Origin of the sequence: Gudongella oleilytica, from assembly GCF_004101785.1 — a bacterium.
Taxonomy (GTDB): Bacteria; Bacillota; Clostridia; order Tissierellales; family Tissierellaceae; genus Gudongella; species Gudongella oleilytica.
In genome coordinates this window covers 1,025,171-1,037,311 of the sequence record NZ_CP035130.1, presented here as the reverse complement: position 1 = coordinate 1,037,311, position 12,141 = coordinate 1,025,171, and the positions used below count along the sequence as shown (strand labels likewise).

Below are 12,141 nucleotides of genomic sequence, written 5' to 3'. Positions count from 1 at the left end.
TGTATATTCATTTGTGATTTATTTACCCTGAGTATACCACTTAACCCAGTATGTGGTTATATATGCGTTTTTATCAATTTATCATTTTATTTTAGTTTTGTAACGACTTTAAATTTGTTGTTTTACAGATTTACTTTTTTCGATTTGATGATTACGGCTTGAAATGACACCTCTCAACACGATCGTTCCAACTACTATTATACCCCCTAAAAGCGACATAAATCCCGGTCTTTCGCCGTTATAGAGGAATACCCATATTGGATTCAGTATTGGCTCCAAAACCATAATGAGTATGGTCTCCATTGCTGTAAGATGCCTGATCGCAAGGGAGTAGAAAATATAAGCTAACCCCAGCTGAAACGTGCCAAGAAGGAATATGCCAATAATATTTTGCAGGCTGAAGCTTGCTCCGGATAGAAAAGGTATACCTATGGCTATGGTTATGAGATGACCAAGTAGTGTAGTTTCAACGGGGGATCCATCCTTTTGAAACCTGAGGGAAATGGTCACTCCTGCAAGTGCCACTCCACTAACAACTGCAACCATATTTCCTGCAGTACTACCTCCTCCCATATCATCAAGGAAGAATAAAAGCATCCCTACCCCTGTAAAAAGTATTGCTATTATGTCATACCATCTGGGTCTTTCCTTAAGGATAATCGCACCAAGTATCGCCACCCATATAGGCGCAGTGAATTGAAGTATTATTGCATTTGCCGCTGTTGTGAGCTTGTTTGCAACTATAAAAAGGATAACCATGGAGGAATAACAGATTGCTCCTGATATCTGAGCCTTAGAAAACGTGAACCTGGGCTTTCTTAAATAAAGCCAGACTACAGCAGCGGAAAAAACAGCCCTTGATCCGGCTATTGCCATAGAGGGCATATCAATGAACTTAAGTATTACTCCACCAGTGCTTAAGAGTATGGCTGCAGTGATTATCTGGAGGATCGCTTTTCTTTTCTCTGTGCTCATATTTCTCCCCTCCCCTACCTGGTCATTCCTACCTCAAGGAAGAACTCCTCAATGCCTTTAATAAGGCCTTCAACATCATCAACACGTCTTGATATCTTTTCAATGGGACACATATCATTGCCCTCGCGGTTTAGTATATAGGGAACTCTTTTTTTATACTCAACCAGTATGGGGTGCTGCTCAAGTATCTCTATTGCCGCATCGCTGATAAGGTCTGTGTATATCCCCTTAATTCCTGCCTCTGAAAGTAGCATTGCTGCAGCTTTGCCTGTCACTCTGTCGGCAATGTATGCTCCCTCAAGGTAATGAAGCTCCTTGGTGTATACGTCATAAACAGGCTTTATCCCCCTGTCTGTAGAGCTTGCAAGGGGTATGCCGTCCTTCATCACTACCAGCTTCAAATCATTGGCATATAGGTATTTCTTAGCAATTCCAAGTTTGTCCATCTCTTCACTCCTCGTATTCTTATCTCATTATTTTACAATAGATCGAAGGATTTTTATATAGATTTTTACAATTGCTTTACTGTAAAGGATTTTAGTATATAATAGAAAAGTAGAAAATCTAACATTAAGAGGTCGATCATGTTTACAGATATAAAGTACGAGGATCTTAGAGACAAGCTGTCATCTGGAGAATACATTTTAATAGATGTCAGGACCCCCCTGGAGTACAAGGAGGAGACTATTCCCGGAGCAATAAATATTCCTATTTTTACAAATGAGGAAAGGGCAGAGATAGGTACAGCCTATGCTCAGGAGAGCGTCGATAAGGCGAAGATGCTTGGGATTGAGGCAGTTTCCAAAAGGCTACCGCAGATGTTTCAGGAGCTTCTCCAAATAAGTAAGGACTATCCCCATATGGTGTTCTTTTGCGCCAGAGGCGGATTCAGAAGTACGAGCATAGTAAGTCTTTTAAGGAGCCTTAAGATAGGTGCATTAAAACTTGACGGCGGTTATAAGGCTTACAGGGCATATATCAACGATAATCTTCCTAAGATCGCTGAGCCTGTTGATCTGGTGGTGCTTTATGGAAACACGGGAACTGGGAAAACTCAGGTGCTTGACGCTTTGAGAGCCCAGGGAGCTGATGTTCTTGATCTTGAGGCCTGTGCTAACCACAGAGGTTCAACCCTTGGTTCAGTAGGCCTGGGTGAGCCTAACAGCCAGAAGATGTTCGAGTCGCTGGTTTTTGAGGAGCTTGCAGGCAGAAAAGGAAATCTTGTTTTTGCTGAGGGTGAAAGCAAGAGGATCGGGAGATCAGTCATTCCTGAATACCTTTTTGATAAGATAAGAAATGGAAGGCATGTGAGGGTAACCGCTCCAATGGAGCAGAGAATCAAAAACATTATGGCTGATTATGTCTATGATACGGATGATGAACTTATTGAAGCATTGAATCATTTAAGGAAGAGAGTCGGGAATGATGTGATTGACAAATATATCATCGAGGTAAGGAATGGAAACTACCCAGTAGTGGTAGAGGAGTTGATGAGGGATTATTACGATCCCATGTATGAACATAATCCGAAAAATTATGTCTTTGAGGTTGAGAATCTGGACCCTGAGGAGACGGCAAGAAATCTCATTGAGAGATTTCTTAATTCACAATTCACAGAGCACAATTCACAATGAAAAGATAGATCCCTCTACGTTGGTCAGGATGACAAAGTCAAATCGAGAATCTTTAATTTACAGTTCACAGAGCACAATTCACAATGAAAAAAGGCAAAAAGAAAAGGCGAGCAATGCTCGCCCAGCTAACTACTATATTATGTTCCAACTTTTCCAACATTCCAACTTTTCCAACTGGCTAAGAGGTCCCTCCACGTTGGTCGGGATGACATTTATTGTCAATTATCTTTGTTGAGTATCTCCATAAACTGTGCTCCGGTGATGGTTTCCATCTCGAGAAGATAATTGGAAAGCTCTCGAAGCTTGTCAATGTTTTCATTCAGTATATCTCTTGCCCTTTGGTGGGCACTTTTTATTATCGCCAGAACCTCTGCGTCTACCTTTGATGAGGTCTCACCTGAGCAGGTGAGGGATGTGTCTCCTCCCAGGTATGGGTTGGTCTGTGTTTCAAGTGCCATCATGCCGAAGGTGTCGCTCATTCCAAAGCGGGTTACCATTGCGCGGGCGATCTTTGTTGCCTGCTCTATGTCGTTGGAGGCACCTGAGGTTATAGAGCCGAAGACTATCTCCTCTGCTGCCCTTCCTCCAGTGATAGTGACTATCTTGTTGAACAGCTCCTCCTTGCTCATAAGGACGCTTTCCTGTTCTGCTACCTGCATTGTATATCCCAGGGCTCCAGATGTCCTTGGGATTATGGTTATCTTATGCACCGGATCTGAATCCGTCTGCTTAGCCGCGACAAGCGCGTGACCTATTTCGTGGTATGCAATGATCCTCTTTTCCTTTGTGGAAATTACTGCCTGCTTTCTTTGGTATCCTGCCAATACTACCTCTACTGACTCCTCAAGGTCTGACTGGTTGATGGTTTCTCTGCCCATCTTGACTGCCCTTATTGCAGCCTCGTTTATCATATTAGCAAGCTCAGCTCCGTTGGCACCGGCAGTTGCCCTTGCTATAGCATTATAGTCAAGGTCAGGCTCGACCTTTACATTTCTTGCATGGACTTTCAGGATCGCTTCCCTGCCTTGAAGATCAGGCAGATCAACCGGTATTCTCCTGTCGAATCGTCCTGGCCTTAGTAGCGCCTTATCCAGGGATTCAGGCCTGTTTGTGGCAGCCAGTATTACAACTCCCTCCTTGCCGTCAAAGCCATCCATCTCAGTTAAAAGCTGATTCAGAGTCTGCTCTCTTTCATCGTTGCTGTTAAAGCCCGAGGAGTCTCTTTTCTTTCCTATGGTGTCGATCTCATCGATAAAGACTATACACGGTGCCTTCTCCTGTGCCTGCTTGAAAAGATCTCTCACCTTTGCTGCTCCCATGCCGACGAACATCTGCACGAATTCCGATCCGGAGATCGAGAAAAATGGCACATTGGCTTCTCCGGCTACTGCTCTTGCAAGAAGGGTCTTACCAGTTCCCGGGGGGCCTACAAGCAGTGCTCCCTTAGGAAGATTTGCCCCGATGTCTTTGTATTTCGTTGGATTGTGCAGGAAGTCAACTATTTCCTCGAGAGCTTCCTTTGCTTCCTCCTGTCCTGCTACATCATCAAAGGTCTTTCCTGTCTTTGACTCCACATAGATCTTTGCGTTGCTCTTCCCGAAGGAGAGGACGTCGTTGCCGCCCATCATCTTCTTTTGCATGTATCTTGAGAAAAGCTGTCCTATCCCTACGAATATGGCTATGGTGATAATCCATGAGAATATTTGACTTCCCAATGTGGGCGTCGTGTCAGTGACCACTCTCGAGAAGGTTACTCCGGCAGAATAAAGCCTGTCCACCAGCTGAGGGTCGTCCATTGTGCCTGTCGAAAACAGTTCAGGACTATCTCCTTTGCCCTGGAGATATATCTGGTTGTCCTTGATCTCTACTACGCTTATCTCACCGTTCTCGAGCTTCTGAAGGAATGTGCCGTAGTCGATCGGTTCGATCTGTGACTTCGCCATCCTTGGGAACACATAGGAATTCAAAAGGATGACTATCAACATTGCTATTACATAGTAATACATTATCGGTTTCTTTGGTTTGTCTATTTTTTTCATTTGATTCTCCTTATTTTACAGACGTATCGATTAAGTGAAGTATAGTTCAACCCTCACCAATAGTCAAGTGAGGGTTATGTGAAATCCTTGTGATAAGATGTCTATAGGTCAATATGCCTTCTTAAAAGCTTTACAAGCGGCGGTATTACTACAAGCTGGATAATTATGCCTGGTAAACCAGTAATTATTGCTCCCTTAATGAAGGGTATCGGCGACAGCTGAGCTCCAAAGCCCATTGAGAGTATGAATACGGCTATACCTGCCGCTATCCTTCCATCGATCATCCCTGCCAACAGAGGGATATAGACTCTGTCATTAAGTACTTTCCCTATATAGCCTGAGGAAAGTCCGTATACTCCAAGCTCGAAAATCATGATCGGCAGCATTGGGAACATGGTGGGCATTCCTGTTAAAAGGCTGCTTAGAATGGGCGTAAGTATGCCGACGAGTAATCCTGATAACGGCCCTAATAAAAGACCTGCCACGAGTACAGGTATATGCATAGGCAGAAATATCTGGCCACCCATATTGAAGCTGTGGAATATCATTGGGAGCAAAATCCCAAGGGCTACAAGCATTGCAGAAAACGCTAATTTCTTTGTGTTCATCAGTTCCTCCTGTCATTGTTAAAAAGAGACCGGCTGACCAGTCTCTCTTATAGGCTATTATAAGGCAGCTGCAAGATCATCAAGAACACTTACGTCTATGTGCTCTACCGCTCCGTTATCAACTGCTGCCGCAATATTCGGATTTATAGGTACTCTGGCATAGTTTTGTATCAACTGCTCTGCAGCGACCTCTTCAACTCTGCTTTCGCCAAATACGTTTATTTTCTTGCCACAGTCCGGGCACTCAAGATATGACATGTTCTCAACTAAACCGATTATAGGTACATTCATCATTCTCGCCATTTTAGCCGCCTTGGCAACTATCATTGATACAAGCTCCTGTGGTGATGTGACCACTATTATCCCATCGACTGGAAGTGACTGGAATACAGTCAGTGGAACGTCTCCTGTTCCAGGTGGCATATCCACGAACATGTAGTCGATGTCTCCCCACTCCACATCAGTCCAGAATTGCTTTACCACTCCTGCCACTATAGGCCCTCTCCAGATGACAGGGTCGGATTCATTTTCAAGTATCAAGTTTACTGACATTATCTTGATTCCATTGTCACTTATCCTTGGGATCAGGCTCTTGCCGTTTGATACTGCCTTACCGTCGATACCGAAGGATTTTGGAATTGATGGTCCGGTTATGTCTGCATCCATTATTGCAGTCTTGAAGCCTCTCTTGTTCATGTTTATCGCAAGCATTGAGGTTATCAGAGATTTCCCTACTCCGCCCTTGCCGCTGACCACTCCGATTACCTTTTTTACATTGCTTACTTCGTTCATCTTTGCAGCGAATTCATTGTGAGCAGCTGTTCTGTCATTGCATTCAACACTGCAGGTGCTGCAGCTGCTGTTACAGGTTTCACTCATTACTAAGCCTTCTTTCTATTATTATTCCTGACTTTTGTACATCCCCTGGTGTCTTCTTCTTTGTCTGCCGGGGTGCAGCCTGCAATTCTTACAGAAGAAGTGGTCCTTCTCATCATCGGAGCATAGCTTATATGATCCACCCTCGATTTTCAGGGTTACTCCTTCCACAATTGCATCCGCCAGCTTTTTACGAGCTGAAATGTATATCCTCTGCACAGTTGTACGAGCGACATCCATTCTGTCTGCACATTCTTCCTGCATTAGGCCTTCCTGATCTATTAGTCTTATTGTTTCATACTCCTCAACAGACATTACTATCTCATCACCTGTTGCATGTCTTCTATTGAGTGGTCCGAATAGATTTGTTTCCGGTAAACAGCATACCTTTCTTTCTTTCATTGGTCTTGCCAATCATCTCACCTCCATACCCTACCATTATACCATGGATTAAAATAGGTAGTTATATATTATTGTAAATTTGTGCAAAACCATGGCTCCCCTTTCAGGGAGCCATTTTCCACTATAATCCGAGTATTTGATCTATGCTGGCCTTGTCAAATCCTACTATGATCTGACCATTAATGTCTATTACCGGTACTCCTCTTTGACCTGATTTTTGAACCATTTCCACTGCTTTATTGTAGTCTTTGGATACATCGTAGTCAGTGAAGCTTATGTTCTTCTGGTTTAGGTAATCCTTTACCTTTGTGCACCATGGTCAGGTGGGTGTTGAATAGATTATTACATTCATCGTATTTCCTCCTTTGGAGTTAGTTTTTATACATATACCTTGAAATAAGAGTTTCTAATCAGAATTTGGTTATTATAAAAAAGCTATTAGCATATAGCTGTTCGCTGTTAAAAAAAGTTAAAGGTAAATACTGAGATCCCTCCACGTTGCTCGGTATGTTCGTCATATGAAAAAAGCGGGGTTCTGCTTTTCCCCGCTTTTTTGTTACTCGATTTCGATTTTGCTTTTTACTTCAGGCTTTTCTGTCTTTGGTATAGTAATTGTAAGAACGCCGTTATCGAGCTTTGCTTTGATCGAATCCGCTGATGCATCCCCAAGATATACGGATCTGCTCATAGAGCTATATCTTCTTTCCTTGTGGATGTAATTTTTCTTCTCCTCATCGACCTTCTCTTCTCTCTCAATAGAGATCCTGAGTTGACCGTCGTGGATATCGAGGGATATTTCCTCTTTCTTAACACCTGGAAGCTCAGCCTCGATTACATACTCCTTCTCCTTATCAACTACGTCCACTTTGAAGGTGTCCCTGACCAGGCTTCTTCTCGGCATAAAATCGTCGCTGAAGAAATCATCCAGCATACCATAGAAATCACCGAAGTCCGGACCCATCAACCTGTTTCCTTTCCTGTTAAAAGGTATCAAGCTTGCCATGATCAACAACTCCTTTCTATTGTTTTTTATTGTTTTTGTTAGCACTCTTATGAGTTGAGTGCTAATTTCTTTGGATTGTCTTTATTATACTACCATTAAAAATATATGTCAACTACTTTTTATTCCTGCTCCACAAAATGGTATTACCCATAATTTTCCTCCATTTTCAGCCATTATTCTTAAATAAGCAGCATAATTTACGGCTGATGTTATTTCCACATAAATTCCTTTAGCCGCCAGCAGTGCCCGTGCCTTTAGTGTCTCATCATCATCGATTGCAACCATATCCCCGCCTGATTTTCTTATTACCTTGAGTATCTGTTCTCCTCTTGCAGGAGCGGCTATGGCTATCCCTTCTGCCTCAGTTCCTGATGACTCTATTTGAGGTACTACATCAAGACCATCCTTGAATGCTTTATAGATGGGAGCACACCCTGATGCCTGAACTCCTATTATCCTGGGCCACTTATGGATAAAACCTGCACTCTGAAGCTCTTCAAAAGCCTTCTCTGCTCCAAGTATAAGTGTTCCATTGCCCACAGGGATTATGAAGCCGTCGGGAAATCGACCACCCAGCTGTTCGAAGACCTCATAGAAGTATGTCTTTGTTCCCTGGTAGAACAATGGATTATATATGTGGCTGGCATAGAATGAATCGTTCGTCTCAACAAATTCCCTTGCTGTAGCGCCGGAAGCCTCCCTTGGTCCCTTTATCAGATTTATTTCAGCTCCATGTGCCTTTATTTGTGCAAGCTTTTTTTCTGAGGTGCTTTCAGGGACAAAGACACTGCATTTGATGCCTGCACGGGCGCTGTATGCCGCAACTGCGGTGGCTGCATTTCCACTGCTGTCTATGGCTATACTATTAAATCCCATCTTCCTGGCATGAAGCACCAGCATAACTGCCCCTCTGTCCTTAAAGGACAAGGTCGGCATGAAATACTCAGCCTTACCCAATAAACCATCCTGCACCTTGACAAGGGGGGTAAGACCTTCCCCCATAGTTATCTTTGAGGCTGCTTCACCTGTATACGGCAAAGCCTCCTCATATCTCCATAGCGACAGGTCTTTTATACTGAGTTGCTTGTCAAAATCAAAGGTAGTCTTCCCAGTTACCAGATCAAAAAGACCTCCACATTTACATCTGTATTCCTTTGTGTTTTCAGGATATCTTTCTCCACAGCTGTTACAGACAAACTCTGTCATTTACCATTCTCTCCTTACATATAGGATAACTGTTTCATTTATAAGTGAAAATAATAGGAATTCTTAAGGTACTTTTCATCGTATTTTTCAACCATAGCCCATAGCTTGCGCTTGACAACACCAAGAGATAAAGAGTCTGCGGAGGCTGAGTTGATTGTTTTTGAGTACCATGCTCTTTCCTTATCGTCAGCTATGTCCTTGAAATATCCCCAGACATGCTCCAGTGCGTTAACTGAAGTTCCGGGTGTAGGGGGTGTGCTTAGTGCCTGGTCTAAAAGCTTGTAGAATTCGATCACGGGATATGATGATTTATCCTTAAGAAGCTCTCTTATTTCCTGGTATATCCTTGGTGAGTTTTCCAGGACATTATACTTATACCTGCTCCACTCTTTCTCAAGAGAGGTTATGTCCCTTGAATTCAGAGCACTGATTGCCTTTATTGCCGAGAGGTTCTTGTCCTTTACCTCAAGCATTATGTCGAAGTCTGTGCCTGAGGTTTCTTCCAAATATTTCAGTAACTTATAGACATCTATTGTTCCTGAGTGGGCACCTGGACTTTTGCTCTCATCCTGCTGTGAATAATGGATCTTTTGAACCCCGTCTTTTTGCTTCCAGGTATTACCAGCCTCTTTGATCCATATCGAATCGGATCCGGTATTCCCGTTTACCCGATGGTGAAGATTGTCAAATACCACAGGGATATTTCTTCTTATTCCCAGTTGGAGTACCTCTTCAATGGTGTAAGTCCTGTCGTCGTTTTCAATAACGAGTCTGGACTTTATTGGGTCCTTAAGTCTATCCCAGTTTTCAACAAATGCATCCATGGCAGACCGCTTGTCTCCATAGGCTCCTCCTACATGGATAATTATCTTATTGGCAGCATCTGTTCCCAAAGCCTCTAAAAATCTTAAATGGTATTCAAGGTCAAGAATAGCTCTGTCGACGACCTCTGGCCTCGGTGAATTAAGGACAGTATATTGACCAGGATGCATTGATACTCTGATATTGTAAGCTTTAAGCTTCTTCCCCAGTGCAGCCAGCTTCTCCTCAAACTCTTTGTCCCATTGGAGTTTGTTGACCGGACTTGATCCAAAGGGTATGATATCTGAGCTAATTCGAAACATATTTATACTGTTATCTCTGTTGTAATCAAGTATCCTGTCAAGTGAAGCAAGGTTGTGGGCGATTATATCCCTCAACCTTGCTTCGGTGGCATTTTTTTGAACTGTTCCCTTTATATCGGTATAGGGTATTCCCCTCGTAAGACATGCATAGCCTATTCTCATGGTTATTCCTCTCTAAAAGATTATCCTGTCCAGTTCCTGGAGGTTATATTGATTTACAAGTCTTATAAGCTTCAATGGATATTGGGGATCTGTTGCATAGCCTGCTCTTCTAATAGCCCAGGCACCTGATGTATAATCGTGCATGACGTCCCTGAATATCTGGTATCTTGCGGCGTTAAGAAGCAATGCCTTATGGTCATTCCAGCTTTCCTTAGGATCCTTGTAGGCTCTGAACTTGGCATCGATCCTGTATGTGACTCCGTTGTATACTTCCCAGGTGTTGGATATGACATAGTCCTCATTTCCTTTTTGCTTTATACCGAAAAGGTTATTAGACTTTTTGCCGGTATACTTGTCGCTTGGTACACTTTGTCCCCAGCCTGTTTCAAGTATAGCCTGTGCTGTCTGGATAGCTGCTGACATTCCAGTTTTTTTCATTTCCTCCACAGCCATGTCTGATGCAAAGCCGAGGAATTTTTCCTTTTCGATTATGCTGTACGGACCATGGATATTCCCTGTATATACCTTGAACTGAACTGATTCGCTCCTCAAGATGCTTCCGTTGTAGCTCCCTTCTACCTGCACCCTCCAGTCACCTGTATCGGTTGGAAGCGGAGCATAGGGAGCCTCCGTAAACCCTGCAGATGGCAGGATCGTTCGTTTTTCGCCAGTCTTTATATTCGTCAGCGTATATTTTACATTTGTTACATTAACATTGCTCCTGTAGTTTAATTTGGCTGCTCCGGTTATGACCTCGGTTGGTCCGATACCCAGAAATTGTATCCTTGGACTTCCATCGACCCTTACACTAATTGGACTGCTTGTCCAGCTTTGGCCAAGTGTGTCCGTCACTCTTACCATTAGTTCCTTATCTCCTGAGTACTGAGGTCCGGGAAACCAGGTATATCCTCCGTATGGTATGGTAGCCAGTGCTGTTTCTGATCCTGTTGCCTTGTCCCTTAGAACATAGGTTGTATCCTTTACATTGAAGTTTCTGGAAGCAATAAGTGTCACCGGATTATTTACTGTCATTCCCTGTGATACGCCGGAAAGCGACAGCTTCTTATCGAGTAAAACAGACAACTGTATCGATCTACTGTCATAGCCCTTCATGGACATATCATATGCTGTAAGCTTGACACTGTAGCTTCCCTGCTGCTCGAAGGCTGGATCCCAGGTAAAGGTTCCGTATGGGTCCAATTCCTTGTACTCGAGTACATTACCGTTGCTTAGATTTGTCATTGTGTAGGTAACTGAATGGGGAACAAAGTTAAGCTGTGGAGTCAATTGAACTGCACCATTGGCAGTCATACCGTCGTATATCCCGCCTATTGAAACCTGCGGCATCACCTGAACAGTCACAGGTATGACATCAGATGCGATCAAAATCCCGTTTGAATCATATAGTGCTGCCGCAAGAAGCTTGCTGCCATTGTCCTCTACCTTCGGGATATATGTGACCTTGCCTGCAGAGCCTGTGCCTCTGGCCACGACAAAGCCCTTGGCATTAAACCTGTCTAATAGCATCAATCTCAGTTCATTGCCCCTGGAAAGCTCCTGTGCTCCTATTGAGTAGGACACCTCGGTGGTTCCGGTGATCACTATTCCGGATGCAGGACTTGTGATCCTCATGTTGAAGAAGGGCTCCATGGTTGAGCTTCTTGAGGAATCAACATAAACTGTCCTTGTTTCATTCTTCCACTCGATACCTATATTCAGGGCATTGCTTATGACCCTTAATGGAACATAAGTCCTGTCATTTATAATCTTCGGAGCGACATCTGAAACCATTGCTTTTGTGCCGTTGTCAAGCTGTATCATTCTGCTTCCTACGATGAGAACTATCTTCTTCCCGTCTTTTTCTATTGAGACGGCTCTGTTTGTATTATCCCAGCCTACCTTGCCTCCCAGCTCCTCTGCGACAAACCGAACGGGGACAAGAGTCCTGTTGTTGTCGAGGATCGGTGCTGACATATGGGTAATATCTCTTCCGTTTACCACCAGCCTAATTGGTTCAGCAGCGTATGCTCTATCCGATGATATCAATGATACTATCAACATAGCCATTATTAAAACAACTGATTTGATTCTTCTCAATGCTAATGCACCTCC

12 protein-coding genes are annotated in these 12,141 nt (G+C 43.4%); 1 reads left to right on the top strand and 11 read right to left on the bottom strand.

The annotated features are described in order from the left end of the window. Positions 1 to 108 precede the first annotated feature (108 nt). Both EC328_RS04720 and EC328_RS04715 read right to left on the bottom strand, forming a co-directional pair. Positions 109 to 975, bottom strand: a complete 867-nt coding sequence (locus tag EC328_RS04720; protein ID WP_128425728.1) for a DMT family transporter — start codon at positions 973 to 975, stop codon at positions 109 to 111. A 14-nt stretch (positions 976 to 989) separates the two neighbouring features. Further along, positions 990 to 1,421: a DUF1893 domain-containing protein gene (locus EC328_RS04715; RefSeq protein WP_128425727.1), complete on the bottom strand. Its 432-nt coding sequence runs from the start codon at positions 1,419 to 1,421 to the stop codon at positions 990 to 992. A 138-nt stretch (positions 1,422 to 1,559) separates the two neighbouring features. On the opposite strand from EC328_RS04715, the gene mnmH reads away from it, so the two are divergent. Continuing rightward, complete coding sequence (mnmH, locus tag EC328_RS04710; RefSeq protein ID WP_128425726.1) at positions 1,560 to 2,609, top strand: tRNA 2-selenouridine(34) synthase MnmH; 1,050 nt, start codon at positions 1,560 to 1,562, stop codon at positions 2,607 to 2,609. Positions 2,610 to 2,827: 218 nt separating this feature from the next. Here mnmH and ftsH read toward each other — a convergent pair whose 3' ends face one another. The 9 genes from ftsH to EC328_RS04665 all read right to left on the bottom strand — a co-directional run bounded on the left by ftsH (position 2,828) and on the right by EC328_RS04665 (position 12,126). Then, a complete protein-coding gene (gene ftsH / locus EC328_RS04705; protein ID WP_128425725.1) occupies positions 2,828 to 4,648 on the bottom strand; it encodes an ATP-dependent zinc metalloprotease FtsH in 1,821 nt (606 codons plus the stop codon). 101 nt (positions 4,649 to 4,749) lie between these two features. Beyond that, positions 4,750 to 5,256, bottom strand: coding sequence for an ECF transporter S component (locus EC328_RS04700; RefSeq protein WP_128425724.1), 507 nt, complete (start codon positions 5,254 to 5,256; stop codon positions 4,750 to 4,752). Between the two features lie 57 nt (positions 5,257 to 5,313). Then, positions 5,314 to 6,135, bottom strand: coding sequence for an Mrp/NBP35 family ATP-binding protein (locus EC328_RS04695; protein WP_128425723.1), 822 nt, complete (start codon positions 6,133 to 6,135; stop codon positions 5,314 to 5,316). 21 nt (positions 6,136 to 6,156) lie between these two features. After that, positions 6,157 to 6,546: a DUF134 domain-containing protein gene (locus EC328_RS04690; protein ID WP_128425722.1), complete on the bottom strand. Its 390-nt coding sequence runs from the start codon at positions 6,544 to 6,546 to the stop codon at positions 6,157 to 6,159. Between the two features lie 109 nt (positions 6,547 to 6,655). Next, positions 6,656 to 6,886 (bottom strand): glutaredoxin domain-containing protein, encoded by a 231-nt coding sequence (locus EC328_RS11815; RefSeq protein WP_128425721.1) that lies wholly within the window; start codon positions 6,884 to 6,886, stop codon positions 6,656 to 6,658. 204 nt (positions 6,887 to 7,090) lie between these two features. Beyond that, the gene (locus tag EC328_RS04680; RefSeq protein ID WP_128425720.1) at positions 7,091 to 7,537 is read right to left on the bottom strand and encodes an Hsp20/alpha crystallin family protein; all 447 of its coding nucleotides are present in this window, start codon (positions 7,535 to 7,537) and stop codon (positions 7,091 to 7,093) included. Between the two features lie 108 nt (positions 7,538 to 7,645). After that, positions 7,646 to 8,743 carry a threonine synthase gene (locus EC328_RS04675; RefSeq protein WP_128425719.1) on the bottom strand — a complete coding sequence of 366 codons (1,098 nt, stop codon included), beginning with the start codon at positions 8,741 to 8,743 and terminating at the stop codon, positions 7,646 to 7,648. Positions 8,744 to 8,781: 38 nt separating this feature from the next. After that, positions 8,782 to 10,029: a UV DNA damage repair endonuclease UvsE gene (uvsE, locus tag EC328_RS04670; RefSeq protein ID WP_128425718.1), complete on the bottom strand. Its 1,248-nt coding sequence runs from the start codon at positions 10,027 to 10,029 to the stop codon at positions 8,782 to 8,784. Positions 10,030 to 10,041: 12 nt separating this feature from the next. Then, positions 10,042 to 12,126 (bottom strand): stalk domain-containing protein, encoded by a 2,085-nt coding sequence (locus EC328_RS04665; RefSeq protein WP_128425717.1) that lies wholly within the window; start codon positions 12,124 to 12,126, stop codon positions 10,042 to 10,044. Between the last annotated feature and the right edge of the window lie 15 nt (positions 12,127 to 12,141).

Bases quoted from the DNA above. Each gene is read 5' to 3' on its own strand.
- EC328_RS04720 (WP_128425728.1), bottom strand. From the start codon at position 975: ATGAGCACAGAGAAAAGAAAAGCGATCCTCCAGATAATCACTGCAGCC.
- EC328_RS04715 (WP_128425727.1), bottom strand. From the start codon at position 1,421: ATGGACAAACTTGGAATTGCTAAGAAATACCTATATGCCAATGATTTG.
- mnmH (WP_128425726.1), top strand. From the start codon at position 1,560: ATGTTTACAGATATAAAGTACGAGGATCTTAGAGACAAGCTGTCATCT.
- ftsH (WP_128425725.1), bottom strand. From the start codon at position 4,648: ATGAAAAAAATAGACAAACCAAAGAAACCGATAATGTATTACTATGTA.
- EC328_RS04700 (WP_128425724.1), bottom strand. From the start codon at position 5,256: ATGAACACAAAGAAATTAGCGTTTTCTGCAATGCTTGTAGCCCTTGGG.
- EC328_RS04695 (WP_128425723.1), bottom strand. From the start codon at position 6,135: ATGAGTGAAACCTGTAACAGCAGCTGCAGCACCTGCAGTGTTGAATGC.
- EC328_RS04680 (WP_128425720.1), bottom strand. From the start codon at position 7,537: ATGGCAAGCTTGATACCTTTTAACAGGAAAGGAAACAGGTTGATGGGT.
- EC328_RS04675 (WP_128425719.1), bottom strand. From the start codon at position 8,743: ATGACAGAGTTTGTCTGTAACAGCTGTGGAGAAAGATATCCTGAAAAC.
- uvsE (WP_128425718.1), bottom strand. From the start codon at position 10,029: ATGAGAATAGGCTATGCATGTCTTACGAGGGGAATACCCTATACCGAT.